At 72.4% G+C, this 26,657-nt stretch carries 24 protein-coding genes; 3 read left to right on the top strand and 21 right to left on the bottom strand.

Going from position 1 to position 26,657, the window contains the following annotated elements; all coding sequences use genetic code 11:
- Nucleotides 1-113: 113 nt before the first annotated feature.
- The 3 genes from ACGFNH_RS31780 to ACGFNH_RS31770 are packed head-to-tail and all read right to left on the bottom strand — an operon-like array spanning nucleotide 114 to nucleotide 3,009.
- Complete coding sequence (locus ACGFNH_RS31780) at nucleotides 114-1,307, bottom strand: dipeptidase (RefSeq protein ID WP_393659707.1); 1,194 nt, start codon at nucleotides 1,305-1,307, stop codon at nucleotides 114-116.
- Nucleotides 1,308-1,318: 11 nt separating this feature from the next.
- Nucleotides 1,319-1,861, bottom strand: a complete 543-nt coding sequence (purE, locus tag ACGFNH_RS31775; RefSeq protein ID WP_393659705.1) for a 5-(carboxyamino)imidazole ribonucleotide mutase — start codon at nucleotides 1,859-1,861, stop codon at nucleotides 1,319-1,321.
- A complete protein-coding gene (locus tag ACGFNH_RS31770; RefSeq protein WP_393659703.1) occupies nucleotides 1,858-3,009 on the bottom strand; it encodes a 5-(carboxyamino)imidazole ribonucleotide synthase in 1,152 nt (383 codons plus the stop codon). Before ACGFNH_RS31770 ends, purE begins: the two co-directional genes overlap by 4 nt.
- A 197-nt stretch (nucleotides 3,010-3,206) precedes the next feature.
- On the opposite strand from ACGFNH_RS31770, the gene ACGFNH_RS31765 reads away from it, so the two are divergent.
- Nucleotides 3,207-3,716 (top strand): GtrA family protein, encoded by a 510-nt coding sequence (locus tag ACGFNH_RS31765; protein WP_393659701.1) that lies wholly within the window; start codon nucleotides 3,207-3,209, stop codon nucleotides 3,714-3,716.
- Here the strand turns inward: ACGFNH_RS31765 and ACGFNH_RS31760 are convergent.
- Both ACGFNH_RS31760 and ACGFNH_RS31755 read right to left on the bottom strand, forming a co-directional pair.
- Nucleotides 3,700-4,962, bottom strand: a complete 1,263-nt coding sequence (locus ACGFNH_RS31760) for an ATP-binding protein (protein ID WP_393659700.1) — start codon at nucleotides 4,960-4,962, stop codon at nucleotides 3,700-3,702. The genes ACGFNH_RS31765 and ACGFNH_RS31760 overlap by 17 nt on opposite strands.
- Nucleotides 4,963-4,990: 28 nt before the next feature.
- Nucleotides 4,991-5,671 (bottom strand): response regulator transcription factor, encoded by a 681-nt coding sequence (locus ACGFNH_RS31755; RefSeq protein WP_393659698.1) that lies wholly within the window; start codon nucleotides 5,669-5,671, stop codon nucleotides 4,991-4,993.
- 314 nt (nucleotides 5,672-5,985) lie between these two features.
- Between ACGFNH_RS31755 and ACGFNH_RS31750 the strand changes: the two genes are divergently transcribed.
- Entirely contained in the window at nucleotides 5,986-7,512 is a 1,527-nt protein-coding gene (locus ACGFNH_RS31750) for a peptide MFS transporter (protein WP_393659696.1), read from the top strand.
- 127 nt (nucleotides 7,513-7,639) lie between these two features.
- On the opposite strand, the gene ACGFNH_RS31745 is transcribed toward ACGFNH_RS31750, so the two are convergent.
- The 6 genes from ACGFNH_RS31745 to ACGFNH_RS31720 all read right to left on the bottom strand — a co-directional run bounded on the left by ACGFNH_RS31745 (nucleotide 7,640) and on the right by ACGFNH_RS31720 (nucleotide 13,515).
- Nucleotides 7,640-9,004: a hypothetical protein gene (locus tag ACGFNH_RS31745; protein WP_393659771.1), complete on the bottom strand. Its 1,365-nt coding sequence runs from the start codon at nucleotides 9,002-9,004 to the stop codon at nucleotides 7,640-7,642.
- A 38-nt stretch (nucleotides 9,005-9,042) separates the two neighbouring features.
- Entirely contained in the window at nucleotides 9,043-10,215 is a 1,173-nt protein-coding gene (locus tag ACGFNH_RS31740; protein WP_393659694.1) for a hypothetical protein, read from the bottom strand.
- On the bottom strand, nucleotides 10,212-11,204 hold the full coding sequence (locus ACGFNH_RS31735; RefSeq protein WP_393659692.1) for a hypothetical protein: 993 nt from the start codon (nucleotides 11,202-11,204) through the stop codon (nucleotides 10,212-10,214). The genes ACGFNH_RS31740 and ACGFNH_RS31735 overlap by 4 nt, the downstream gene beginning before the upstream one ends.
- A gap of 409 nt (nucleotides 11,205-11,613) precedes the next feature.
- Complete coding sequence (locus tag ACGFNH_RS31730) at nucleotides 11,614-12,315, bottom strand: LPXTG cell wall anchor domain-containing protein (protein ID WP_393659690.1); 702 nt, start codon at nucleotides 12,313-12,315, stop codon at nucleotides 11,614-11,616.
- Between the two features lie 157 nt (nucleotides 12,316-12,472).
- Nucleotides 12,473-12,958 carry an ATP-binding protein gene (locus tag ACGFNH_RS31725; RefSeq protein WP_393659688.1) on the bottom strand — a complete coding sequence of 162 codons (486 nt, stop codon included), beginning with the start codon at nucleotides 12,956-12,958 and terminating at the stop codon, nucleotides 12,473-12,475.
- A gap of 176 nt (nucleotides 12,959-13,134) precedes the next feature.
- Nucleotides 13,135-13,515 carry an STAS domain-containing protein gene (locus tag ACGFNH_RS31720; protein WP_393659687.1) on the bottom strand — a complete coding sequence of 127 codons (381 nt, stop codon included), beginning with the start codon at nucleotides 13,513-13,515 and terminating at the stop codon, nucleotides 13,135-13,137.
- Nucleotides 13,516-13,757: 242 nt separating this feature from the next.
- On the opposite strand from ACGFNH_RS31720, the gene ACGFNH_RS31715 reads away from it, so the two are divergent.
- The gene (locus ACGFNH_RS31715) at nucleotides 13,758-14,753 is read left to right on the top strand and encodes an RNA polymerase sigma factor SigF (RefSeq protein ID WP_393659685.1); all 996 of its coding nucleotides are present in this window, start codon (nucleotides 13,758-13,760) and stop codon (nucleotides 14,751-14,753) included.
- Between the two features lie 79 nt (nucleotides 14,754-14,832).
- Here the strand turns inward: ACGFNH_RS31715 and ACGFNH_RS31710 are convergent, their stop codons facing one another.
- The 10 genes from ACGFNH_RS31710 to ACGFNH_RS31665 form a co-directional block, all read right to left on the bottom strand.
- On the bottom strand, nucleotides 14,833-15,543 hold the full coding sequence (locus ACGFNH_RS31710; RefSeq protein ID WP_393659683.1) for a YoaK family protein: 711 nt from the start codon (nucleotides 15,541-15,543) through the stop codon (nucleotides 14,833-14,835).
- Nucleotides 15,544-15,557: 14 nt separating this feature from the next.
- Nucleotides 15,558-16,763 (bottom strand): imidazolonepropionase, encoded by a 1,206-nt coding sequence (gene hutI / locus ACGFNH_RS31705; RefSeq protein WP_393659681.1) that lies wholly within the window; start codon nucleotides 16,761-16,763, stop codon nucleotides 15,558-15,560.
- Between the two features lie 233 nt (nucleotides 16,764-16,996).
- The gene (locus ACGFNH_RS31700) at nucleotides 16,997-18,367 is read right to left on the bottom strand and encodes a formimidoylglutamate deiminase (protein WP_393659679.1); all 1,371 of its coding nucleotides are present in this window, start codon (nucleotides 18,365-18,367) and stop codon (nucleotides 16,997-16,999) included.
- A complete protein-coding gene (locus ACGFNH_RS31695; RefSeq protein ID WP_393659769.1) occupies nucleotides 18,358-19,557 on the bottom strand; it encodes an allantoate amidohydrolase in 1,200 nt (399 codons plus the stop codon). The genes ACGFNH_RS31700 and ACGFNH_RS31695 overlap by 10 nt, the downstream gene beginning before the upstream one ends.
- Before the next feature lie 230 nt (nucleotides 19,558-19,787).
- Nucleotides 19,788-21,446 carry a urocanate hydratase gene (gene hutU / locus ACGFNH_RS31690; protein ID WP_393659677.1) on the bottom strand — a complete coding sequence of 553 codons (1,659 nt, stop codon included), beginning with the start codon at nucleotides 21,444-21,446 and terminating at the stop codon, nucleotides 19,788-19,790.
- Nucleotides 21,447-21,631: 185 nt separating this feature from the next.
- Nucleotides 21,632-22,651, bottom strand: a complete 1,020-nt coding sequence (locus ACGFNH_RS31685) for a proline racemase family protein (protein ID WP_393659676.1) — start codon at nucleotides 22,649-22,651, stop codon at nucleotides 21,632-21,634.
- Complete coding sequence (locus tag ACGFNH_RS31680; RefSeq protein WP_393659674.1) at nucleotides 22,648-23,676, bottom strand: dihydrodipicolinate synthase family protein; 1,029 nt, start codon at nucleotides 23,674-23,676, stop codon at nucleotides 22,648-22,650. The genes ACGFNH_RS31685 and ACGFNH_RS31680 overlap by 4 nt, the downstream gene beginning before the upstream one ends.
- Nucleotides 23,677-23,829: 153 nt before the next feature.
- Entirely contained in the window at nucleotides 23,830-25,197 is a 1,368-nt protein-coding gene (locus ACGFNH_RS31675; protein WP_393659672.1) for an FAD-dependent oxidoreductase, read from the bottom strand.
- The gene (locus ACGFNH_RS31670) at nucleotides 25,194-25,460 is read right to left on the bottom strand and encodes a (2Fe-2S)-binding protein (RefSeq protein WP_393659670.1); all 267 of its coding nucleotides are present in this window, start codon (nucleotides 25,458-25,460) and stop codon (nucleotides 25,194-25,196) included. Before ACGFNH_RS31670 ends, ACGFNH_RS31675 begins: the two co-directional genes overlap by 4 nt.
- Nucleotides 25,448-26,653, bottom strand: coding sequence for an NAD(P)/FAD-dependent oxidoreductase (locus tag ACGFNH_RS31665; RefSeq protein ID WP_393659767.1), 1,206 nt, complete (start codon nucleotides 26,651-26,653; stop codon nucleotides 25,448-25,450). The genes ACGFNH_RS31670 and ACGFNH_RS31665 overlap by 13 nt, the downstream gene beginning before the upstream one ends.
- Between the last annotated feature and the right edge of the window lie 4 nt (nucleotides 26,654-26,657).

Raw genomic sequence — 26,657 nt, 5'->3', positions numbered from 1 at the left:
CTCGGCGGTCGAGGTACGTCGTCACCTTCGCACGGGGGTCCGGTCGTTTCGCGGTGGGAGAGGCGTACGGGTGGTGCCCCGGCGCTCACCTCCCACCGCGACCTGACAGCTTGTCAGGTGTCGAGCTCCTCGATCGTCGCGTTCGAGGGGGTGCGGCGCGGGTCGTCCTGGATCCCGCGCGCCACGTCCTCGGCGGAGCGCAGGACCCGTACGGCGTTGTGCCAGGTTAGCTTGGCGATATCGGCCGAGGACCAGCCGCGGCGGAGCAGCTCGGCGATCAGGTTCGGATAGCCCGAGACATCGTCCAGGCCCGAGGGCGTGAAAGCCGTGCCGTCGTAGTCGCCGCCGATCCCGATGTGGTCGACGCCCGCCACCTCGCGCATGTGATCGAGGTGGTCGGCCACGGTGGCCGCGGTCGCGACCGGCCGGGGGTGGCCCTCCTCGTACGCGCGCTGGACCTTGAGGCCGGCCTCCGTGGTGTCGAGCGGGTGCAGACCGTTGGCCCGCATGTTCGCGTCGGCGCCCTGGGTCCACTCGATGGCGGCGGGGAGGATGAACTTCGGGACGAAGGTGACCATCGCGACGCCGCCGTTGCCCGGCAGGCGTTCCAGCACGTCGTCCGGGATGTTGCGCGGGTGGTCGCAGACGGCGCGGGAGGAGGAGTGCGAGAAGATCACCGGCGCCTCGGTGACCCGCAGCGCGTCGCGCATGGTGGCGGCCGAGACGTGCGAGAGGTCGACGAGCATCCCGGACCGGTTCATCTCGCTGACGACCTCCTCGCCGAAGCGGGTGAGGCCGTGCGCCCGCGGCTCGTCGGTCGCCGAGTCCGCCCACGGGATGTTGTCGTTGTGGGTGAGCGTCATGTACCGCACACCGAGGGCGTGGAGCGCGCGGAGCGTGGCCAGCGAGCAGTTGATGCTGTGGCCGCCCTCGGCGCCCATGAGCGAGGCGATACGGCCTTCGCTGCGGGCGGCTTCCAGGTCGTCGGCGATCAGCGCACGGCGCAGGTCGGCCGGGTAGCGCTCGATCAGTTGCCCGACCACGTCGATCTGTTCGAGGGTGGCGCTGACCGCCGCATCCCCGGACAGGTCGGTGCGGACGTACACCGACCAGAACTGCGCGCCCACGCCGCCCGCCCGCAGCCGCGGGATGTCGGTGTGCAGATGTGTGCTCTGGTCGGTGGCGATGTCGCGCCGGCCGAGGTCGTAGCGGACCTGCTCGCGCAGGGCCCAGGGCAGGTCGTTGTGGCCGTCGACGACGGGGTGGGCGGCCAGGAGTTCGCGGGCGAGATCGCCGTGTTCGGACATCGTCCCCGCCTTCACTGGCCGAAGCCGAAGCCGGTGCCCTCGACCTTGGCACGCAGGCGTTTGCCCTTCTGCGCCGCCTGTTCGCCCAGCTCCTCCTGGAACTTCCGCATGCGGTCCAGCAGTTCGGGGTCGTGGGAGGCGAGCATCCGCACCGCGAGAAGGCCGGCGTTCCGGGCGCCCGCGACGGAGACGGTGGCCACGGGGACCCCGGCCGGCATCTGCACGATGGAGAGCAGGCTGTCCATGCCGTCGAGGTACTTCAGCGGCACGGGGACGCCGATGACCGGCAGCGGGGTCACCGACGCGAGCATGCCGGGCAGATGGGCGGCACCGCCCGCGCCCGCGATGATGGCCTTCAGGCCGCGCTCGGCGGCCTGTTCGCCGTAGGTGAGCATCTCGCGGGGCATGCGGTGCGCCGAGACGACGTCGACCTCGTAGGGCACCTCGAACTCGTCGAGCGCCTTGGCCGCGGCCTCCATCACCGGCCAGTCCGAGTCGGATCCCATCACGATCCCGATGACGGGGGATGCCCCCCTGCGGTCCAACTCAGTCATTCGAGCAGTGTCCCTCGCAGATAGTCGGCGGCGTGCCGGGCGCGTTCGCGCACATCGTCCAGATCGTCGCCGTAGACGTTGACGTGGCCGACCTTACGGCCGGGCTTCACGTCCTTGCCATACATATGGATCTTGAGCTGCGGATCCCGGGCCATGCAGTGCAGGTACGCGGAGTACATGTCGGGGAAGTCGCCGCCGAGGACGTTGGCCATCACGGTCCAGCGCGCGCGGGGGCGCGGGTCGCCGAGCGGCAGGTCGAGCACGGCCCGTACGTGGTTGGCGAACTGCGAGGTGACAGCGCCGTCCTGGGTCCAGTGGCCGGAGTTGTGCGGGCGCATCGCCAGCTCGTTGACGGCGATGCCGCGGGTGCCGTCCGGCTCGACGGTCTCGAACAGCTCGACCGCGAGGTGCCCGACGACGTCCAGTTCCTTGGCGATGGTCAGCGCCAGCTCCTGCGCGCGGAGGGACAGCTCCTCCGGCAGGCCGGGGGCCGGGGCGATCACCGTGTCGCAGACCCCGCCGACCTGGATCGACTCCACGACCGGATAGGCAACGGCCTGGCCGTGCGGGGACCGTACGACATTGGCGGCGAGCTCGCGGACGAAGTCGACCTTCTCCTCGGCGAGGACGGGGACACCGGCCTTGAACGGGTCGCCCGCCTCCTCCGCGCTGTCGACGACCCAGACGCCCTTGCCGTCGTAGCCGCCGCGGACCGTCTTGAGGACGACGGGGAAGCCGTCGCCCTCTTCCGCGAAGCGCGCCACGTCGGCCGGGTCCGTCACGATCCGGTGGCGCGGGCACGGGATGCCGATCGCGTCGAGCCGGGACCGCATGACGCCCTTGTCCTGGGCATGGATCAGGGCCTCGATGCCGGGGCGGATGACGACCCCGTCCGCCTCCAGGGCGCGCAGGTGCTCGGTGGGCACATGCTCGTGATCGAAGGTGATCACATCGCAGCCCTGTGCGAAAGCACGAAGGGTGTCGAGGTCGCGGTGGTCACCGACGACGACGTCGCTGACGACCTGCGCCGCAGAGTCCTGCGGGCTGTCGCTGAGGAGCTTGAACTTCAGGCCGAGGGGGATGCCCGCCTCGTGGGTCATACGGGCGAGCTGGCCGCCTCCGACCATGCCGACTACCGGGAACGTCACTCACCCAGGGTATCCGCACTCCAGGACTGCCCCGGCCGCCTGTTTGGACGATCCTCCAGGCGCGCCCCTGTGAAGAACTCCATATGAGACGTCCGGCTCTTCGCGGGTGTCGGCCACCGGCAGCGGGGGGCCCTGGTTAGCATGAGAGGCCGGACAGAAGCCGGAACAACGCCAACAAACGGAGCCACACGATCACTATGGGTGAACGGCGCACAGGTCGTTCGCGGTTGCAGCAGCTCAAGCAGCTCGCCCGTGAACTCGCCAAGTTCGGGACCGTCGGCGCCGTCGGCTTCCTGGTCAATTTCGTCGTGTTCAATCTGTGCGTGCACGCCTTCGGCCTGGCCGTGGTGCGCTCCGGAGTGATCGCCACCTTCATCGCGATCTGCACCAACTACGTCGGCAACCGCTACTGGACCTACCGCGACACCGACAAGAACCGCCGCAGCCGCGAGCTCACGCTCTTCTTCCTCTTCAGCGGCGTCGGCCTGGTGATCGAGAACGGCATCCTGGCCATCTCGCACTACGGCCTCGGGTTCACCACGACCGTCGCGGACAACATCGCCAAGAACGGGATCGGCCTCGGCATCGCCACGGTCTTCCGATTCTGGTCGTACCGCACCTGGGTCTTCCGCACCATGCCCGGCCGCGACGCCGTCACCACCGCCGAATCGTTCCTGGAGGAGGACGAGCTCAACCGGACGAAGTGACCTCGTCCGGCTGGACCGTCTCACAGCTCAGGAACAGCGCGAAGACCGGCGGATGCTGCTGGAGCAACTCCAGCCGTCCGCCGTCCGCCTCCGCCAGGTCCCGGGCCACCGCCAGGCCGAGCCCGGTGGAGTTCCGCCCGCTGACCGTGCGTTCGAAGACCCGCGAGCCCAGGTCCGGCGGGACACCGGGGCCCTCGTCCGTGACCTCGACCACGACCTGGTTGCCGGTGACGCGGGTGCGGATGGCCACCGGACCGGCGCCGTGCATCAGCGAGTTCTCGATCAGCGTCGCCAGCACCTGGGCGACCGCGCCCGGGGTGCCGACGGCCCGCAGGCCTTTCTTGCCCGAGCGGACGATGATCCGCCCGGCGTTGCGGTAGGCCGGCCGCCACTCCTCGATCTGCTGCTTGACGATCTCGTCGAGGTCGAAGCCGACGGCCGATCCGGTGCGCGGGTCACGGGAGTTGGTCAGCAGCCGCTGGACGACGTCGGTGAGGCGCTCGACCTGCCCCAGTGCGATCGACGCCTCGTCCTTCACGGTCGCCGGGTCGTCGGTGGCGGTGATCTCCTCCAGCCGCATGGTCAGCGCGGTCAGCGGCGTACGGAGCTGGTGGGACGCGTCGGCGGCCAGCCGCCGCTCGGCGGTCAGCATCCGCCCGATGCGCTCGGCGCTGGAGTCGAGGACGTCCGCGACACGGTCCAGCTCCGGGACGCCGTACCGCCGGTGGCGCGGCCGCGGGTCGCCGGAGCCCAGCCGTTCGGCGGTCTCGGCGAGGTCGGTGAGCGGGGCGGTGAGGCGGCGTGCCTGGCGTACGGCGAGCAGGACGGCCGCGATGACGGCGAGCAGGGCGACCGCGAGGATGATCAGCAACGTCCGGCCGATCTCACCGCTGACCGTGCTGGCGGACTCCTGGACGACGACCGTCTCGCCCTCCTCGCCGCGCTCCTTCGCCTCGATGACATCGCCCGGGGGCCGCTTCCCGACCTCGATGGGCTTCTCGCCGGGCATCTCGATGCGGGCGTAGCGGTTGGGGGTGATCTGGTTGTTCAGCACCCGGGCGCTGACCCGCTCGCCGCCCAGGAGGCGGCTGTCGACGATGCTGACCAGCCGTACGGCCTCGGAATCGACGCTCTCCTGGGCGCTGTTCTCGATCGTCCTGGTCTCGACGATCACCAGGGAGATGCCGAAGACGGCGATCACGACGAGCACCACGGCGAGCGTGGAGTTGATCAGTCGGCGGCGCACAGGGCCCCCCGGGCCGGCTCGGAGCGCACTAGCTCTTCTCGAACCGGAAGCCGACGCCGCGCACCGTGGCGATGTAGCGCGGGTTCGCCGCGTCGTCGCCGAGCTTCTTGCGGAGCCAGGAGATGTGCATGTCCAGGGTCTTGGTGGAGGACCACCAGGTGGTGTCCCACACCTCGCGCATCAGCTGGTCGCGCGTGACGACCCGCCCCGCGTCGCGTACGAGGACCCGCAGCAGGTCGAACTCCTTGGCGGTGAGCTGCAACTCCTCCTCGCCCATCCAGGCGCGGTGCGACTCCACGTCGATCCGCACGCCGTGGGTGGCGGGCGGCTGCGCCTGGGTCTCGGCCGCGCCGCGGCGCAGCAGCGCCCGTACGCGGGCGAGGAGCTCGGCCAGGCGGAAGGGCTTGGTGACGTAGTCGTCGGCGCCGGCGTCGAGGCCGACAACGGTGTCCACCTCGTCGGCCCGCGCGGTCAGGACGAGGACCGGGAAACCGTGGCCCTCGTTGCGGAGTCTGCGGCAGACCTCGAGACCGTCCATGCCGGGCAGGCCGAGGTCGAGGACCAGGAGGTCCACACCCCCCTGCAGACCGGCGTCGAGGGCGGTCGGACCGTCTTCGCGCACCTCGACCTCGTAGCCCTCGCGGCGCAGGGCCCGGGCCAGCGGTTCCGAGATGGAGGCGTCATCCTCGGCGAGCAGTACTCGGGTCATGGACCGATGGTAGTCCGCATGCCCGCCGAGCTGGGCCTATCCGGCAAGGCCCCGGGGCAGGAGAGGCGGGAGGGTGGACTACCGTCGAGTGCGCCGCGTGGGTTCCGCGTTCGCCTGTGACATTGATCTCAAGGCCTTCCATATGCGCCCATGACGTGCCGTAAGGTGTCCGCGCGTCCATAAGCACTATCAGGGGACCTTTGGCAGCGCTCGCACGCCGGAGGTCTTCTTCGTCTGTGCGCAGAACCGCCACTTTCCCCCCACACACGGGCGCTTCACCCGGCTGGAGCGTCCCGAACCCACAAGGATCGACCATGGCGTCCAGCCTGACGAAGGGATCAGCGCAGCAGGAGAACCCTGCCGGCGGCAAGACCTTCTTCGGCCACCCGCGCGGACTGGCCACTCTCTTCATGACCGAGATGTGGGAGCGCTTCAGCTTCTACGGGATGCGGGCCCTGCTCGTCGTCTATCTCATCGCCGGCGGCCCCGATGCCAAGCCCGGCAGCCAGGGCGGCGGCCTCGGGATGTCCGAGGCCAACGCGGTGGCCATCTACTCCGTCTACCTGGCGATGGTCTATCTGCTGGCCATGCCCGGCGGTTGGTTCGGCGACCGCGTCTGGGGCCCGAGGAAGACGGTAGCCATCGCGGGCGCCGTCATCATCGCCGGTCACCTCGCGCTCGCACTGCCCGGCCAGGCGTCGTTCTTCGCGGGCCTGGCGCTGGTGGCGCTGGGCTCCGGCCTGCTGAAGGCCAACATCTCCACGATGGTCGGCCACCTCTACGACGGCCCCCAGGACCCGCGCCGTGACGGTGGCTTCACCGTCTTCTACATGGGCATCAACCTCGGTGCCTTCGCCGCCCCGCTGGTCATCGGCACCGTCGGCCAGAAGGTCGGCTGGCACTACGGCTTCGCGCTCGCCGCGGTCGGCATGGGGCTGGGTCTGCTGCAGTTCCTGATCGGCTCGCGCCACCTCAGCGAGAAGAGCAGCATCGTCAACGCCCCGCTCTCGCCCGAGGAGCGCACCTCCACGCTGCGCAAGGGCCTGCTGTGGCTGGGGATCGCCGCCGTCTTCTACGGCGTCGTCTACTTCTCCGGCCGCTTCACCCTCAACTGGGCGCTGGTGCCGATCACTCTGCTCGGCCTGATCATCCCGACCGCGGTCCTGGTCCGCATCAAGCGGGACAAGGAGCTGTCGGCCACCGAGCAGACCAGGATGAGCGGCTACATCTGGTTCTTCGTCGCCGCGGCCGTCTTCTGGATGATCTACGACCAGGGCGGTTCGACGCTGGCCGCGTTCGCCGAGACCAAGACCTCGGACTCGCTGTTCGGGCTCAACTTCCCCTCGTCGTGGTTCCAGTCGCTGAACCCGCTGTTCATCATGGCGCTGGCCCCGGTCTTCGCCTGGTGGTGGCTGGCGCTGGCGCGGCGCGACCGCGAGCCGAGCACCACGAAGAAGTTCGGCGGTGCACTGATGCTGGTCGGTGCCTCGTTCTTCGTCTTCGTCGTGCCGATGCTGATGGCCGAGGACGGCGCCAAGGTCAGCCCGATGTGGCTGGTGTCGATCTACATGATCCAGACGATCGGCGAGCTGTGCCTCTCCCCGGTCGGCCTGTCGGTGACCACGAAGATGGCCCCCGCCAAGTACGCCAGCCAGATGATGGGCGTGTGGTTCCTCGCCGTCACCGCGGGCGACTGCATCACCGGCCTCCTCTCGCTGGGGGGCGTCGACCTCAGCGGCTCCAAGGTGGTCGGGGTCGAGGCGGCCCTGGCGATCATCGCCGGATGCGCGATCCTCCAGTACCGCAAGAAGGTCGAGGCACTGATGGGTGACGTGCACTGACCTCCGTACCGTCCGCATCGCCTCTCCGGGAGGCATGAAGGGCCCCGGCGCCGTCGAGCGCCGGGGCCCTTCGCCGTCAACGAAGCCTCGTCACGGCCCTGTTGACGGCGTTTTACGCGTGAAGCTCTCAGCGGGTGCCGCGCAGCCTGCTCCACGGGGTGAAGGTGAAGACCGCGCCGCCGAGCAGGACGACCGTGCCGGCGACGAGGCCGAGCGCGCGCAGCCCGCCGTTGTCGTTCGCGCCCGTCTCGGCGAGACCGCCGCCCGAGGAGGAGCCGCCCGCCGAACCGCCCGACGCGCCACCCGTGCCGGAGCCGCCCGTGGACGAGCCGCCGGAGGCGCCGCCCGGCTGCTCAGAGGTGTCGAGTTCGAGCGAGACACCCGGGTCCTCGGCGGGTGTGCAGGTGGTGGTCGTGCCCAGCGCCTCGATGGTCAGGACGCCCGGGGTCAGCGTGGCCTTGCCGGTGGCTCCGGGCTTGTACGTGCCCTGGAGATCGGGAATCTCAATGGGGTCACCGGACTTGATGGGCTCCTTGTTGGCCGGCCCCTCGACGTGGACGGTGCCCTTGTCGGCGCCGCCGAGCTTCACCTCCATGGACGGCTTGACCGAGTCCGCGGGAATGTCGGCCGGGCTGTCCATGACGGATTTGCTGAACTTCACCGTCAGATCGAAGTCGCCGCCGTTCTTCTTGGCGTCGATCCGGACGGGGGAGGTCGCCTCCTTGTCGCCGATGGGGGTCTTGCACTTGTACGGGACCTCGACCTCCTTGCCGGTGTAGCTCGTGCCGTCCGGGTCCCCGCCGCCGCCCGTCGTCCCGCCGGACGTGGAGCCACCGGAGTCCGAACCGCCGTCCGTCCCGCCCGTGTCGCCCCCGGTGTCGCCGCCGGTGGAACCACCGGAGTCCGAACCACCCGAGTCGCCACCCGTCGTACCGCCCGAGTCTCCGCCGGTCGAGCCGCCCGAGGTGGTGCCGCCCGTCGTGCCACCGCCGTCGGTCACCTTGATCGTGGCGGCCGCCTTCACCTCCTCCTTCGCGGAGCACTTGGTGTCCGTGGAGATGGGCTTGTTGACGTTGATGTTGTAGAAGCCCGGTGCCAGCGTGACCTCACCGGCCTTCTCCAGCTTCAGCGTGCCCTTCATGGCGGACAGCACCATGGGGCTGTTCTTGGGGATCGGCGGGTTCTCCCGCGGCCCCTCCACGGCCAGTTCACCGGTCTGCGCGCCCGCCACCGTGATTTTCCCGGTCGGCTGGACGGTGTCCTTGGCCAGGTCGAGGATGTCGGGGTTCTTGGACGCCGCCTTCACGGTCGTCCACACGACCTCGACCGTGTCGCCCACCTTCGCCGTCTCCGGGGCCTTGATGTCCACCGTGGTGGTGCCCTGCACCGGTGGCAGGCCGGAGATCGGCGGCGGGAGACACTCCGTGGCGTAACTGACCTCTGCCGCCTGTGCCGGGCTCGCGGCGATCAGGAGCCCCGCACCGCCGAGCATCAGCGCGACACCGGCCGCGCTCACCCTCCGTTGCGTCTTCACGAGCTTCCTTTCGACGAGGAACGGTCTTCTGACGGTGCGGAGACTTGCTCCTCCCGGGAGGGGAGGGTGTCGGGGGTGAACCAGGGCAGAGCGGTGGCGGGTTCGCCCGCTCCCCCGTCACCGGAGGCCGCGTGGCCCGCCCCGGGGTCGGGGCGCGCGGTCCGCCCGGCGTCGCCTCGCCCCGTACGGTCGCGGCTTCCCGTACGGCCGCGGCCTCGCGAACGGCCCCGGCCTCGCGTACGGGTGGGCAGATGCGGGCGGACGCGGTCGACGACCGCCATCCCGATCCGGAAGACCGCGGCGGGGACGACGACGCACAGCAGGAGCCAGAAGAGCGTGACGCCCCAGGGGCGTTCGACGCCCCACGGCTGCTCGGTGAGCACCTTGTTGCCGTACTTCAGGGAGACGAGATAGTCGCCGTGCGCTCCCGCGGCCAGCTCCACGGGCAGTTCGATCCGGGCCTTCTTCCCCGGCTCGACGGAGCCCCGCCACTGCTGCTCCTCCCACTGCGGCGCGAACACCCCGTGCGACGTGCCCATGCGGAACACGGGGTTGCGTGCCGGTGCCGAGCCGAGGTTGCCGACCGTCAGGACGAGCCGGCGCTGCGGCGGCGCCCCGAACCATGTGAGCAGACCGCTCGACCCCTCGAGCCGGGCCGCGAGCACGGCGAGCCGTCCGGTGCCCTCCTCCTCGGGGAGCGGGGCGACCGGGTGCCCGGCGACCTTCAGCGGCGCGTCGACCGAAGCGGCCTCGCCGGTGACGGTGGCGACGTGCACGACGCAGGGGCAGGGCTTGGGCGGTTCGGCGACCGGCAGGTTGCGGGTGAAGGTGCCGTCGCGCCGGGTGGTGACGGCACGTCCGTCGGCGTTGGCGCAGGCGTTGGTGCCGCCGATCATGTTCTGGCCGCAGACGAGGAGGGTCAGCAGGGTGCGGGGGCGCCAGCCCTTGCCCGTGACGGTGATCGTTCCGCCAACGCCCGCCTCCGCCTTGGACAGCCGGACGCTCGGTCGGCCGTCGGGCTCGGCAGCGGCGGCGCTCGTGGCGGGGAGGAGGACGAACGCCCCCAGCAGGGACAGCATCGACAGGACGGACGCCACGCGCCGTACGGCCGGCAGCGTCGTCGACACCGTTCCGCACCCGGTTGCGCCCGGCCCGCTGCCCCGCCTCATCGCGTCGCCCCCGATCCCGCGTCGGCCAACTCCCGTGCGCCGCGCAACTCGTGCTGCCCTTGGTGCTCCCCTGTGCGGTCCATGCCGTCGGGGACGGAACCGGTCCGCTTGCGGTGCCGCCGTACGTACCAGCCGCCCGCCCCCGTCGCGAGCAGACCGAGCACCAGCAGCGCGGACGCCGTCCAGGGGAACGGGGTGTACGAGGCGCTGGCCGTGGCGTGGGCGCCGCCCGCCGCGGTGGCGGTGAGCGTGACGTCCGCCGCGTCGAGCCGGGGCGCCCCGGGCCACTTCTCCGCCAGCCGGACCCGCGCGCCCGGCAGCAGTTCCACGGGGAGGTCGCGGGCGGCGCGGCGCAGCGTCCCGCCGCCGAACAGGCCGTCGGCGCGGACCGCGAGGCGCGGTTCGAGCGCGGTGTTGCCCCGGTTGACGAGTGCGTAGCGGATCTCGGCGCCGTCGCCGGTGCGCGCGACGGACACGTCCTCGACCGACAGGGCCGCCAACGTCGGCCCGGTGACCCGCAGATGGAGCCGTACGCCCGACTCCCGTCCACCGCCGGTCACCACGATCGCGGCGGGATGGTCACCCGGTACGGCATCGGGCGGGACGGTCACGCTGAACGGGATGTCGGCCCGGGTGCGGGGCGGCACCGTCACCCGCGAGGACGCCAGGGTGACCCATGCGCCGGAGGCGGTGCTCCGGCCCGGCCCTCGTACGGCGAAGGACCCCGCGTCCGCGGTGTAGCCGTCGGCGCCGCGCAGCCGGACGGTCCGCGCCTGCGTACCGGAGTTGGTGACGGTGACCGTGTCCTCCAGCACGGTGCCCGGCCGCCCCTCCAGGTAGAAGTACGGTCGCCCGCCCGCACTCGGTCTGCTGCCGCCCCCGGACGCGGGCGCGGCGGACCAGTCACCGGCGACGACCGGCGCGGAGGCAGGATCGACCGGTGCGGCGGAGAGGGGAGCCGGTGCGGAGAGGGGCGCATGTGCGGACACGGAAGCCGTTACGGAGACGGAAGCCGGTGCCGCATACGCCGGGACGGCGGCGCAGAGTGCCGCCACTGCCGCCGGCACCGGCACGAGCGCCCTCGCTGCCCTCCGTGCCCTGCGGGTCCGGGACTCCATCGGCGGCTCCTCGGCTGCTCGCTCGCGGATCAATGCTGCGGGTGGGGCGGGGGGTTCGCCGGACTCCGCCCCGGCCGGACCGGGTACGGCGGTCCGGCCCGTACCGTTGGGCGGCCCGGCCATCGGCGGTGCGCGGGCCCCAACCGCGCACCGCGTCCACGGTCCGCCGGGCCACGGACCGCCGGACCGTCGGACCGGAGAGCGCCGGGCCACTGACCCGCCGGACCAGAGAGCGCCGGGCCACGGACCGCCGGGCCACGGACCGCCGAGCCGCGGACGGCTATGCCGCCGGCCGCCCGCCGCGCCGCGTCAGCCAGAGCACTCCGGCCACTCCGGCGAGGAGAACGGTTCCGCCGAGCGTGCCGAGCGCGACCGCCGAATCGGCCGGGCCGGTCTGCGGCAGTTCCTCGCCGCCCGCCTCCTCCCCGCCCGAGGGGGCGGACGATCCGCCGCCCGCGCCCTTCACATCGAGCGTCAGCGACGGCTTGGGGTTGTTCGCCGGGGTGCAGGTCGTGGTGGTGCCCAGCGCCTTGATCGTCAGCGTCGAGGCCGTGAAGGTGGCCTCGCCGCTCCCCTTGGGGGTGTAGGTACCCGACAAGTCGCTGATCTTGATGGGGGTGTTGGCGGGGATGGCCTCGCTGTTCGGCGGGCCCGTTACGCGGAGGGTGCCCTTCTCGGCACCGCCCAGCTTGATCAGCGCACTGGGGTTCATGGCCCCCTTGCCCAATTCCACGGGGCTGGAGGAGACACCCTTCTCGAAGGTCATGGTGAGTCTGTAGGAGCTGCCGCTCTTGACGCTCTTGATGTCGATGGGCGAGACCGCGCCCTTGTCACCGATCGGCGTCTTGCACCGGTAGTCGACGTCCACCACATCGGCGTGGGCCGTCGGGGCGGCCAGCAGCACCGCGGCCCCGGTCGCAACGGCCGTTGCCACCGCGAGCACTCCCCCGCGAGCGGCCGTCCGGCTCTTCGTACGGGACACCTCGATCCCCTCTCGTCGGTTGTCGCCGCGCGCGATTTACTGACGACACATCAGATTCGCGCGCCGACAGTACGCCGGGGACCTTGGAGAGGGAAGACAAAGAACACGCCGGATCGGCGTGTTCGGAAGAGAAACGGACTGCGGGCGGGGCGGTCGCCTAGGCGGGAGCGGCGAGCTCCGCCCATACGGTCTTGCCGACTCCGTCGGCGTTCCGCACGACCCCCCAGTCCAGGCAGAGCCGCTGGACGATGAACATGCCGTGGCCGCCGGGCCGGCTCGCGCGGTGCGGAGTGCGGGGGGCGGGCGAGCCGGAGCCGAGGTCCACGACCTCCAGGCGCAGCACCTTGCCGGTGCAGCCGACGCGCAGTTCCTCGGGGCCGTCGGCGTGCAGACACGCATTGGTGACGAGTTCGGAGACGACGAGCAGTACGTCCTCGGCGGCGGCACGCTGGTCACCGGTGGCCGCGGGCAGCCAGCCCCAGTCGTAGAGGGCCTGGCGGGTGAAGTCCCGGGCGCTGGGGACGATCCCGCTGGCGTCATTGAGGTCGAGTCTGCGCACCTGGCCGGACGAGGGCACAGCAGGGGAAGCACCGCCCGCCTCCGGGCCGCGATCACCCGGCGAGTACGGCCGCGTGGTGCTCATCAGCGCTTCACCTCACCGATTCGCCGATACACAGGTAACGGTTGCCTGACAGATTCATCAGATTCAGCAGTCTCCTGCCCGACCAATCGACGGGAACACCCACTTCTTCGATACGGAACGTGTGACGCATATAACGCGCGCATCACGCCACGGAGCGGGCGGGCAGAGAAAAGGGTTCAGTCGGCCGGCGAGTCGGCAAGCGCCTCGTCGAGCGTGTCGTGGACGGTGAAGACTGCCTCCGCGCCCGTGATCTCAAACACGCGTGCAACGACCGGGAGCATGCCCACCAGATGGACACCGCCACCCGCCGCCTCGGCCTTGAGCCGCGCACCGAGCAGCACATTGAGCCCGGTGGAGTCGCAGAACTCGAGCCGTGAGCAGTCCACCACGAGGCGGGATCGTCCCTGGTCGACGCATCCTTCCAGAGGCTCCCGCAGCACCTCGGCGGTGTGGTGATCGAGCTCACCCGCCGGCGTCACGACAGCACTGGACCCGTGGTGCCGAACCTCGACCTGGAGCCGGCCCCTGCTGGTACTGCCGACCATCCCGCGGTCCATGCGCACCCCTTCTGGTTGCTTGCGACGGCGCACCCCGAACCCTACGCCTTCGATACGCGGTCCGGTAGACGAACATCCCCTCGAAAAGGACATAGCGCACCATCCCGACCTTGCTTTCCCCTGGCCGGACCGGGTAGGGCTAGTAGCGACACGTTCGACCACTGCCGGCTTCGGAGGCGCCGCACACCGCAGAACGAGAAACCGGCACCGGCAGCCATATGCCGAGAATGATGGAGGAGACCATGTCACCCCGGCTCGACGAGCCGCGCACCGCTGACGATCGCCATGTGCGGCGGTCCGCGACGTCGACAACCTCCCCCACCGTCCGGCGGGAGGAAACCCAGATCGGGCAAAGTAATTCCGAAATCCCCGCGGCGCGTGACGCCGACGAGGACCAGGACTTCGACGCCCCCCAGGGTCGCGAGGACGAGCTCTTCGCGGACCTCCCCGAAATCCCTCCGTACGACGAGGTGGCCCCGCTCGACGCCCGGGCCATGTCCAAGACCCTCTTCGCGCGCCTGGAGTCGCTCGAGGAAGGCACCCACGAGTACGCGTACGTACGGAACACGCTGGTCGAGCTCAACCTCGCGCTGGTGAAGTTCGCCGCCTCCCGTTTCCGCTCCCGCAGCGAGCCGATGGAGGACATCGTCCAGGTCGGCACCATCGGTCTGATCAAGGCCATCGACCGTTTCGAACTGAGCCGCGGAGTGGAGTTCCCCACCTTCGCGATGCCGACGATCATCGGTGAGATCAAGCGGTTCTTCCGCGACACGAGCTGGTCGGTACGGGTCCCGCGACGGCTTCAGGAGCTGCGCCTGGACCTGGCCAAGGCCGGCGACGAGCTGTCGCAGAAGCTCGACCGCGCCCCCTCGGTGGCCGAACTCGCCGAGCGCCTGGGCCTCACCCGGCAGGAGGTCGTCGAGGGCATGTCCGCGAGCAACGCGTACACCGCGAGCTCGCTGGACGCCCAGCCCGAGGAGGACGACGCCGAGGGCGCGCTCGCCGACCGCATCGGCTACGAGGACCACGGCCTCGAAGGCATCGAGTACGTGGAGTCCCTGAAGCCGCTGATCGCCGAGTTGCAGCCGCGCGACCGCACGATCCTCTCCCTGCGCTTCGTGGCCAACATGACGCAGGCGGAGATCGGCGAGGAGCTCGGCATCTCGCAGATGCATGTGTCCCGGCTGCTGACGCGGACACTGACCAGACTCCGCAAGGGTCTGATGATCGAGGAGTGACACGCCCCAGCCGGGAGCGCCCGCCGCGCTCCCGGCGCCCGGCGACGCGCATGACGCCTCGTACGCCCCCGAGACCGGTTCAGCCGGTCTCGGGGGCGTTCACGCGGGGCACGAAGCAGTAGGCGCCCGCCACCGCCAGGACGCAGCCGGCCACGGCCAGCAGCACCACGGGCGCTCGTACGGCCTCGTGGAGCAGCCAGGCGCCGAGCAGGCCGCCCGCGACCATGGCCCCCACCGTCGCCGCTCTGCGGGCGGTGGGGGCGAGGCCTGAGGGGATCCTCGTGTCGAGCCCGAGGGGCGAGCCGCCGAGGAGTGCGGTCATCGACCGGGTGAGCACGGTCGTCGACATGTCGGGTACCGGCGCCCGCAGCATCGTCACGTTCCGCATCCCCATCGCCACGGCCACGAGGGCGATCACCGCGTAGTGCCGGGCGGTGTCGGACGTGCCGAGGGGCTCCAGCTCCCACGCCGCGAGCCCCGCCACCGCGAGCAGTACGGCCTCGGCGACGAGGGACAGCACGTACCAGCGCCGCCCGCGGACGTCCATGCGCGACTCCAGGCGGGCGGCGACCACCGCGCCCGCGGCGAAGCCGCAGAGAGAGGCGACGGGCGGCCCGACGGTCATGCCGGGCGTCCCGCCGAGCGCGAAGGCGAGGAAGAGCGTGTTGCCGGTCTGGACGGCCGTGAAGGCCGGGCCGAGGGCGATGAAGCTGACAGCCTCGACCATGCCCGTGGTCAGCGTGAGCGCCATCATGGCCACGCTCCGGGCGGGCTCGCGCTTGACGTGCACGGGCGCGGCCCCGCTCAGACCAGGTCGGTGACGAGCTCGCCCCGGCGCCAGACTGCCGCCGCGAGGGGCACGCCGGGGCGGTAGGCGAGGTGGACGTGCGACGGGGCGTCCAGCAGCACCAGGTCGGCGCGGGCGCCGGGGGCGATGCGGCCCACGTCGGTACGGCGCAGTGCCGCGGCGCCGCCCGCGGTCGCCGACCACAGCGCCTCGTCCGGCGTCATCCCCATCTCCCGTACGGCGACGGCGATGCAGAAGGCCATGGAGGTGGTGAAGGACGAGCCGGGGTTGCAGTCGGGGGACAGCGCGACGGTGGCGCCGGCGGCCAGCAGGCGGCGTGCGTCCGGATAGTCGGCGCGGGTGGAGAACTCGGCGCCGGGCAGCAGGGTCGCGACGGTCTCGCTGTGCGCGAGGGCGTCGACGTCGGCATCGGTGAGGTGCGTGCAGTGGTCGGCGGAGGCCGCGCCGAGTTCGACGGCGAGCTGGACGCCCGGCCCGTAGGACAGCTGGTTGGCGTGCACGCGCGGGGTCAGGCCGCGGGCGGCACCGGCGGTGAGGACGGCGCGGGCCTGGTCGCCGTCGAACGCGCCCTTCTCGCAGAAGACGTCGATCCAGCGGGCGTACGGGGCGCAGGCGTCGAGCATCGGGCCGGTGACGAGGTCGACGTAGGCGGCGGGGTCGTCGGCGAACTCGGGGGCCACGATGTGCGCGCCGAGATAGGTGACTTCGTCGGTGTGGGCGGCGGCGATGCCCAGGGTGCGGGCCTCGTCCTCGACGGTGAGTCCGTAGCCGGACTTGATCTCCATGGTGGTGGTGCCCTGGCGCAGCGCCTCGTGGACGTAGCGGCCGGCGTTGGCGTGCAGGACGTTGTTCGAGGCGGCACGGGTGGCGGCGACGGTGGTGCGGATACCGCCCGCGGTGTACGCGCGGCCCGACATACGGGCGTTGAACTCCTCGGTGCGGTCGCCCGCGAAGACCACGTGGGAGTGGGAGTCGACGAAGCCGGGGATCACGGCCCGGCCCTCGGCGTCGATCCGGTTGTCGGTGGCGGGTGCTTGGCTGGTCTCACCGACCCAGGCCACGCGGTCGCCCTCGATGACGACGGCGGCGTCCTGGATCAGGCCGAGGGGGCTCGTACCGGGGCCGGCGCCCACGGTGGAGGCGAGGGAGGGGTCGTTGGTGACCAGACTGGCGATGTGGGTGATGGCGGTGGCGGTGGCCATGGGCGCGCTCTTCTCCAACCGTTGGGTGTGCGTCGGGACCGCGGCGGTCGTGGGAGCCGCGGCGGTCGTGGGAGCCGCGGCGGTCGTGGGAGCCGCGGCGCGCGCCGGATCGGCGGCGCGCACCGGGTCCGCGGCGGTCGTGAGGTCCGCGGTCTTGAGGTCCGCGGCGGTCGCGTCCGCGCGGGTCGTGGCGTCGGGACGGGTCGTGGCGTCGGGACGGTGCGCCGGGCCCGTCAGCCCCTCAAGGCCGCGATCGCCTCGGCCAGCGAGGCCGGGACGTGCGGGACGAGTTGGTGGACTCCCTCGCGGACGATGTGGCGCCCTCCGACCACGGTGTGCCGGACATCCGCGTTGGTCGCCGCGAATATGGCCGTCTCGGTGGCCAGTCGGGGCAGCGTTCCCACGGTGCGCACGGAGTCCAGCCCGATCGTGGTGAAGTCGGCCATGGCGCCGGCCTCGATGCGGCCCGCCTCGTGCCAGCCGAGGGCGGCGTGGCCGTCGGCGGTGGCCGCGCGCATGAGCTGAGAGGCCGTCCAGTGTCCGCGGGTGCGCGTACGGAGCCGCTCGTCGAGCTCCATCGCGCGGGCCTCCTCGAGCAGATCGATGACGGCGTGGCTGTCACTGCCGAGGCTGAGGGTGCTCCCCCTGTCCTGGAGCTCCTTGGCCGGGCCGATGCCGTCGGCGAGGTCCCGTTCCGTCGTGGGGCACATGCAGACGCCGGTGGACGAGCCGCCGAGGAGGGCGATGTCCCCCGCGATGAGGTGGGTGGCGTGGACGGCGGTGGTGCGCGGGCCGAGCACCCCGTGGTCGGCGAGCAGCCGGGTGGGCGTACAGCCATGGGTCCGGCGGCAGGCCTCGTTCTCGGCGGTCTGCTCGGACAGATGGATGTGGAGGGGGGTCTCGTTGTCCTCGGCCCAGGCGGCGACGGTGCCCAGCTGGGCGGCGGGGACGGCGCGTACGGAGTGGATGGCGGCGCCGAGCCGCGCGTGCTCGCCCAGCACGTCACGGGGGAAGGCCGAAACGCGCTCCGCCCATGCCTCGGCGGTGCCGTCGCTGAACCGCAGCTGGTGGTGGTCCGGCGGTGCCCCGCTGCGGCCCGTTCCGAAGCCGGAGGCCAGATAGCAGGTGTCGAGGAGGGTGATGCGGATGCCGGCGTCGGCCGCGGCCGCGACGAGGGCCTCGCCCATGGCGTTGGGGTTGGCGTACCGCTCCCCCTCGGGGGCGTGGTGCAGATAGTGGAACTCGCCCACGGCGGTGATCCCGGCCAGGGCCATCTCCGCGTAGACGCCCTTCGCCAGGTCGAAGTACGTCTCGGGGGTGAGCTTGGCGGCGAATTGATACATGATCTCGCGCCAGGTCCAGAAGGTGCCGGAGCCGACCTGGACCGTGCCGCGCAGGGCGCGGTGGAAAGCGTGCGAGTGCGCGTTGGCCAGGCCGGGGATGGTCAGCCCGGGCAGGGCGACCGAGCCGGGCGGGGCGGTGGGCGTGTCCGGGCGCACCGCGGCGATCCGCCCGTCGGCTCCCGTCTCGATCACGACCTGCTGTTCGACCGTGCCGTTCAGCCATGCGTGTTCGGCCCAGTAGGTCTGCGGTGTCAGCGACACGCGAGCCCCTCCAGTACGTCGGCGAGTGCGGTGACACCGGCGACGCAGTCGTCCTCGGAGGCTGTCTCGGCAGGCGAGTGCGAGACGCCGGTGGGATTCCGTACGAACAGCATGGCGGTGGGCACCGAGGCCGACAAAATACCGGCATCGTGGCCCGCTCCGGTGGGCAGGACGGGGACGGGCGCGCCGCCCGTCGCCAGCAGGGCTGCGAGTTTGTCCCGCAGCCCGTGCTCGAATTCCACCACGGGGGTGAAGGACTCGCGGGTGACGCTCACCTCGACACCGTCGCGCGCGCCCCGTTCTCCCGCGGCGCGCTCGATCTCGCCGACGACGGTGGCGAGGGTGTGCTCGTCGGCGGCGCGGGAGTCGAGCCAGCCGCGGACGAGGGAGGCGATGGCGTTGACGCCGTTCGGCTCGACGCCGACCTTGCCGAAGGTGGCCAGCGCGCCGGCGCGCGCCGCCTTCTCCCGGGCCACGAGCACGGTGGCCGCGTAGGTGAGCATCGGGTCGCGGCGGTCCTCGATACGGGTGGTCCCGGCGTGGTTGGCCTCGCCGCGGAAGTCGAAGCGCCAGCGCCCGTGCGGCCAGATCGCGGAGGCGACTCCGACGGCATGGCCCGTACGGTCCAGGGCGCGGCCCTGCTCGACATGGAGTTCCACGAACGCGCCGATGCGGGCGAGGCGTTCGGGGTCGGGGCCGATCGCCTCCGGGTCGTACCCGGCGCGTTCCATCGCCTGCGCGAGGGTCACGCCATCGGCGTCGCGCAGGGCGTGCGCCTGCTCGGCGGTGAGCTGCCCGGCGGTCAGGCGCGAGCCGACGCAGGCAAGGCCGAAGCGCGCTCCTTCCTCGTCACCGAAGTTGACGATCGCGAGCGGGCGGTCGGGCGCGGACCCGCGCGCCCGCAGTTCGTCGAGGGCGGCGAAGGAGGAGACGACGCCGAGCGGCCCGTCGAACGCGCCGCCGTCCGGTACGGAGTCGAGGTGCGAGCCGGTGACGACGGCGTTCCCGGCGTCCGGGTCGCCGTGCCAGGCCCACTGGTTGCCGTTGCGGTCCAGTTCGTGGACCAGGCCTCGGGATTCGGCCTGCGCGCGGAACCAGGCGCGGCAGTCGGCGTCGGCGGGGGTCCAGGCGTAGCGGCGGTAGCCGCCGGTGGCCGTGTGGCGGCCGATGGGCAGCAGGTCGGCCCACATCGCGTGGAACGAGGGGGGTGCGGGCGTCCGGGGGAACGAGGCGGGTGCGGGCCGCCGTTCGGCCGCGGCCGCCGGCGTACCCGTCCGGTCCGCCGTGCCCTCCCGGTCCACCCTGCCGCCACCGTCCGCCGTGCCCGCCCGGTCCGCGGTGCCCGCCCGGTCCGCCGTGTCCCTGCCGTCCGCCGTGCCCGCCGCGTGCGGGCCGGCGGGGCGCTCGTCAGCCGTCCCGGTCATTCGCCCTCCCGCATCGGGATGCGGACCCCACGGTCGCGCGCGACGGCGTCGGCCGGCTCGTAGCCCGCGTCGACGTGGCGGATCACGCCCATGCCCGGGTCGTTGGTCAGCACCCGGCGGATCTTCTCGCCGCCCAGCCGCGTGCCGTCGGCGACCGTCACCTGGCCCGCGTGGATCGAGCGCCCCATCCCCACGCCACCGCCGTGGTGGAGGGAGACCCAGGACGCGCCGGAGGCGACGTTGACCATCGCGTTGAGCAGCGGCCAGTCGGCGATCGCGTCCGAGCCGTCGAGCATGGCCTCGGTCTCGCGGTACGGGGAGGCGACCGAGCCGCAGTCCAGGTGGTCGCGGCCGATGGCCAGCGGAGCGGTCAGCTCGCCCGAGGCCACCATGTCGTTGAAGCGCTCGCCGGCGCGGTCCCGCTCCCCGTAGCCGAGCCAGCAGATACGGGCGGGAAGGCCCTGGAAGTGGACCCGTTCGCGGGCCATCCGGATCCAGCGGGCCAGCGACTCGTTCTCCGGGAAGAGATCGAGGATCGCCTTGTCGGTCGCCGCGATGTCCTTGGGGTCGCCGGAGAGGGCGGCCCAGCGGAAGGGGCCCTTGCCCTCGCAGAACAGCGGGCGGATGTAGGCGGGGACGAAGCCGGGGAAGGCGAACGCCCGCTCGAATCCGGCGAGTTGGGCCTCGCCGCGGATCGAGTTGCCGTAGTCGAAGACCTCGGCCCCGGCGTCCATGAAGCCGACCATCGCCTCGACGTGCTGCGCCATGGACTCACGTGCGCGCTGGGTGAAGTCGGCGGGCTTCTCGGCCGCGTAGGAGGCCATGTCGTCGAAGTCCACGCCGACCGGGAGGTACGCGAGCGGGTCGTGGGCGGAGGTCTGGTCGGTGACGATGTCGATGGGGGCGTTCATCGCGAGCAGTTGCGGAACCAGTTCGGCCGCGTTGCCGATGACCCCGATGGACAGCGGCTTGCGCTGGTCGCGCGCCTCGACGGCCAGCCGCAGAGCGTGGTCGAGCGAGTCGGCCTTCACGTCCAGGAAGCGGTGCTCGATACGGCGGTCGATGGCGCGGGGGTCGCAGTCGATGCAGAGGGCGACGCCGTCGTTCATGGTGACGGCGAGCGGCTGGGCGCCACCCATGCCGCCGAGGCCGGCGGTGAGGGTGATGGTCCCGGCGAGCGTGCCGCCGAACCGCTTCTCGGCGACGGCGGCGAAGGTCTCGTAGGTGCCCTGGAGGATGCCCTGGGTGCCGATGTAGATCCAAGAACCGGCGGTCATCTGGCCGTACATGGTCAGGCCGAGGGCCTCCAGCCGCCGGAACTCCTCCCAGTTCGCCCAGTCGCCGACGAGGTTGGAGTTGGCGATCAGGACGCGGGGCGCCCACTCGTGGGTCTGCATGACGCCGACCGGGCGGCCGGACTGGACGAGCATCGTCTCGTCCTGCTTGAGCGTCCGCAGGGTGCGGACCATGGCGTCGAACGAGCGCCAGTCGCGGGCCGCCTTGCCCGTGCCGCCGTAGACGACGAGCTGGTCCGGGTGCTCGGCGACCTCGGGGTCGAGGTTGTTCTGGAGCATCCGCAGCGCGGCCTCCTGCTGCCATCCCAGAGTGCTCAGTTCCGTTCCACGCGGTGCTCGCACGGGTCGCGGTCCTGACATGAGCCCAGCCTCCCAGCCATCGATTGGATTGAGCTATTCACATACTCCCGAGATGAATAGACGTAGTCAACAGGGCCTTCCGCCGGGACCGTGCCCGTCACGGGCCGCCCCTCCCGCCGGGACCGTGCCCCGCCACAGCGGGGCCGACCCCTTCCGCACCGCCCCGTGACCCATCCGGCCGGTGGCTACAGCGTGAACCCGGCCGGGAACGGGTCGCGCGGGTCCAGCAGGTACTGGCCCATGCCCGTGATCCACGCCCGCCCCGTGACCGTGGGCACGACCCCGTCCCGCTCCCCCACCCGCGCGGTCCCGGCCAGGCGCCCGGTGAACCGCGTTCCGATGAGGGACTCGTTGACGAAGTCCCGGCCGACCGGCAGCTCCCCGCGGGCATGGAGCTGTGCCATACGGGCGCTGGTGCCCGTGCCGCAAGGGGAACGGTCGAACCAGCCGGGGTGGATGACCATCGCGTTGCGCGCATCCGAGGCGGGCCCGCCGTCCGGCGCGGGCGCGCCGGGGGCCGTGAACTGCACATGGCGGCAGCCGGTGATCCCCGGGTCCTCCGGGTGGACCGGCGGCCGCGAGCGATTGATCGCCTCCATCACCGCCAGGCCGGCGGCCATGATCCGCTCCTTGTGGGCACGCGAGAACGGGATGCCGAGCCGGTCCAGCGGCGTGATCGCGTAGAAGTTGCCGCCGTACGCCATGTCGTAGCGGACCTCCCCGAGACCGGGCACCTCCACCACGGCGTCGAGTTCATGGGCGTACGACGGCACGTTCCGCAGCGTCACCTCCTCGGCGCGGCCCTCGCGCACGGCGACGCGGGCCTCGACCAGGCCCGCCGGGGTGTCCAGCCGCACCGTCGTGACCGGCTCGGTCACCTCGACCATGCCGGTCTCGACGAGGACCGTGGCCACGCCGATCGTGCCGTGCCCGCACATCGGCAGAGCGCCGGAGACCTCGATGAACAGCACGCCCCAGTCGGCGTCCGGCCGGGTCGGCGGCTGGAGGATCGCGCCGCTCATCGCGGCGTGCCCGCGGGGCTCGTTCACCAGCAGACGGCGGATGTGGTCGAGGTGTTCGACGAAGTGGAGGCGCCGGTCGGCCATGGTCGCGCCGGGCACCGGGCCGATCCCGCCGGTGACGACGCGGGTGGGCATGCCCTCGGTGTGGGAGTCGACGGCATGGAAGCAGCGGGCGGCTCTCACCGGACGGGCCCGTGCGGGGCGGGCGGCTCGGCAGCGGCCAGCGCCTGCGTGGCGCGCTTCATGTCGGCGTCCAGCTCCGCCAGTTGACCGGGCGAGAGCGGACCGCGCGGCGGGCGGCAGGGGCCGCCGTACCGGCCCACCTGGTCCATGCCGCGCTTGATCGCCTGCACGAACTCGGTGCGGGAGTCCCACCGGAAGGCGGCGACCAGCGGCTCGTACAGCTCCCGTGCCTCGTCCAGCCGTCCCGCGCGGGCGAGGGCGAAGAGGCGGGCGGACTCGGCGGGGAAGACGTTCGGGAACCCGGCGAACCAGCCCGTGGCGCCCATGAGCAGAGCCTCCAGGACCAGGTCGTCCGCCCCCGCGACGACCGCGAGGCCCGGCGCCTGCTCGCGGATGTGGAGCACCCGCCGTACGTCACCGGAGAACTCCTTGACGGCGACGACGTTGTCGATGGCCGCGAGCTCGCGGACGGTCTCCGGGGTCAGGTCGACCTTGGTGTCCAGCGGATTGTTGTACGCCATGACCGGCAGGCCCACCTTCGCGACCTCCTCGAAGTGGTGCACGATCTCGGCGGTGTTGGCCCGGTAGAGGGTCGGCGGCAGGCAGAGCACGCCGTCGGCGCCGTCCTCGGCGGCGATCTCGGCGTGCCGCCGCGCCTGGTGCGCTCCGGCGCCGTGCACACCGACCACGACGAGCGCGTCACGTCCGACCGCGTCCACGGCCGTACGGGCGACGGCGCGGCGCTCGGCGTCGGTGAGCGAGGAGTACTCGCCGAGCGAGCCGTTGGGGCCCACGCCGTCGCAGCCGTTGTCGATCAGCCAGCGGCAGTGGTCGGCGTAGGCGTCGAGGTCGGGGCGGAGGCCGGCGGGCGCGGCGGGGTCCTCGGCGTAGGGGAGGGCGGTGGCGACGATGACGCCGGTGAGGCGGCCGGCGTGGGGCTTGGGGCCGGGCCGGTTCCGGTCGACGGGCCGGTTCCGGGCGTCGGGCCGGTTCCGGGCGTCGGGCCGGTTCTGGGGCTGGGGCATGCTTTCCTCCGAGTGGTCCGGGGATCTGCGGAAGTGGTCACGGTTCTCGGGGTCAGGGGGTCAGGGGGTCACCGGGCTCGGGTCCCTGGGCTCATGGGTTCCTCGGCTGCGGGCCCGGCTCGCAGGACCCTTGAGGCTTGCCGGTCCTCACGCTCACTGCCCTCCGGGGTACGGGTCCTGCGGCTGTTCCCGGCTTCCCAGGTCGCCCAGGCGCACGGGCTGGGCGAGCGGGCGGCGGTGGGACTCGGGGACGCCGGCCAGTTCGGCCGCGGTGCGGCCGCAGACGCGCCCCTGGCAGGCGCCCAGCCCCGCGCGGCTGGTGAGTTTGAGCGCGCGCATCCCGTCCGCCCCGCGGTCCTCGACCGCCGCCCGCAGGTCCGCGTACGTGACCTCCTCACAGCGGCACACGAGCGTGGCGTCGGTCAGCCAGCTCCGCCAGCCCGGGCGGACCGGGTGGGCCGCGGCGAGCGCCGCAGCGAAGCGGCGTCCCGACCGTACGCGGGCCGCGGCGCGGCGCCCGGGCCGTACGGGGCCGGCGGCGGGCGCTGCCCCGGCGAGGCCGTGAGCCGCGGCCGCGCCCGCCACCTCCCCCTCCGCGACTGCGAGTTCGGCTCCGCCGATGCCGGTGATCTCGCCTGCCGCATACACCCCCGGGACGGAGGTGGCCTGGGCTTCGTCGACCGCCACGAACCGCTCGTCCCGCAGGGCGCATCCGGCGGCCACGGCCAGTTCGAGCTGGGGCGTGAAGCCGTAGCCGACGCACACGGTGTCCGCGGCGACGCGGCGGCGGCTGCGGACGGTCCAGTCCCGCCTCAGGCGGGCGAGGGTCACCGACTCGACGCGGTCGCTGCCGTGGGCGGCGACTACGGCGGTACGGGTGCGGTACGGGACCCGGTGACGGGCCAGCGTGGCTGCGTGGGCGGCCAGTTCGGGGAGCTTGGAGCGGCCGTCGCGGAGCGCGGTGAGAGGGCTGCGCAGCCAGCCGGTGGGCGATCCCGCCTCGTAGACCCCGGCGATGTCCGCGCCGACGGACAGCAGGGCCGAGGCCACCGGCAGCAGGAACGGGCCCGTGCCCGAGAGGACGGTCCGGCCGCCGGGTGCGATCCCCTGCCCCTTGACGAGGGCCTGCGCCGCGCCCGCCGTGATCACTCCGGGCAACTCCCAGCCGGGGAAGGGGAAAGCACGGTCGTACGCGCCGGTGCACAGGATCAGCGCGGACGCCCGGAGCGTCCGTACGGGGCGGGCCGCATCGGCGGGGCCCTGCTGGGTGTGGACGAGGATGCCGTCCGGGCCGTCCGGTTCGAGTGCCCAGACGGAGGTGCGGGGCCGGTGGTCGATCCGGGGGTGCGCGTCCAGGGCCGCTTCGCCAGGGGCTGGGGAGTGCCGGCCGACGAGCGACCGGCGGTCGTACTGGCCGCCGGCGCGCGGGGCGTTGTCGAGCAGAACGACGGAGGCTCCGGCATCCGCCGCGGCGAGAGCGGCCGCCGTGCCCGCGGGCCCGGCGCCGACGACGACGATCACAGGTCCTCCTCGTCGGCCGGCGTGGTGCCGGTGCGGATGGTGTCGCCCGGTGCGGCCTCGCGCAGGCAGGCGCGCACGTCCGGAAGGCCGTTGACGGTCACGAGGCAGTCGTGGCAGACGCCGATGCCGCAGAACACGCCGCGCGGCCGGCCGCCGTGGCGTGTGGTGCGCCAGGACCGGCGGCCCGCGGCGAGGAGGATCGCCGCGACGGTGCGTCCTGGCACAAAGGCGTGCGGCTCGCCGTCGATGGTCACTTCTCGCATGGTTCCTCCTCGGTCGACAGGCCCGGCCGGTCCACCCGGAAGGGCTCGGGGGCGAGGTGCGGGGGCTCTCCCGCATACAGCTCGGCGAGCAACTCGCCCGTGGCGGCGGCCAGTCCGATACCGGCGCCCTCGTGGCCCGTGGCGTGCCACAGCCCGGGGCGGCGCGGGTCCTCGCCGATGACCGGCAGATGGTCAGGGGTGTACGGGCGGAAGCCGCCGTAGGCGCGCAGGGCGTGGACGTCCCGCAGGGCGGGGAAGAGGGCCGCGGCCTTGCGGGCGAGTTCGCGCAGCACGGCCAGGCGCACGCGCTCGTCGAATCCGGCCCGCTCCCGGCTCGACCCGATGAGCACCGTCCCGGCCCGGGTCGACTCGACGACCGTGGAGGTCTGCAGCTCGGCGTCGCCGCTGCCGACCGCGGAGGCGTAGTCGGCGTCGTAGACCTTGTGCCGTACGGTGCCGGGCGGCAGCGGCGCGGTGACCAGGACCAGGCCGCGGCGGGGCAGGACGGGCAGCGGTGCCCCCGCCGCCTCGGCGAATGACCCGGCCCACGGGCCGCAGGCGTTGACCACCGCGCCGCACGGGAGGGGCCCGTCGGCGGTGACAAGGGCGCGCACCCGTCCGTCCGCGCCGTGGTCGACTCCGCTCGCGCGGACGCCCGTACGGACCCGGCTCCCGCGGGCACGGACGGCTGCGAGCAGGGCCGTGGCGGCGAGCACCGGCTGGACCTGGGCGTCCTCGGGATAGAACGCGGCAGCGCGGGCCCTGCGCGTCACCCCCGGCTCGTAGCAGGGGACTTCGGCGGCGGAGAGGTCGCGCACGTCGACACCGGAGTCGCGCTGGGCGGCGGCGAAGGCCCGCAGGCCGGGCACGTCGCGCTCGCCGAGGGCGACGACGAGACCGCCCTTGGGCTCGTACTCGCACGCGGCGGTCCGCGGCCCCAGCTCCTCGGCCAGCTCCGCGAGCAGGGCGGGCCAGCGGCGCAAGGACGCCTGCGCGAGGGCGAGTTCGGGCCCGGGCGCCTTGTCGGAGACCAGGAGGTTGCCCTCACCGCACGCCGTGGTGCCGGAGGCGAGGGGCCCGCGGTCGATGACTGTGACACGCACACCGCGCCGGGTGAGGGACTCGGCGCAGGCGGCGCCGGCGATGCCGCTGCCGACGACGACGACGTCGGGGTGTTGCCGGAGGACGTGCATGCCG

It is taken from the genome of Streptomyces sp. NPDC048639 (assembly GCF_043199075.1).
Lineage (GTDB): Bacteria > Actinomycetota > Actinomycetes > Streptomycetales > Streptomycetaceae > Streptomyces.
This window is presented reverse-complemented; position numbering and strand designations above follow the sequence as displayed.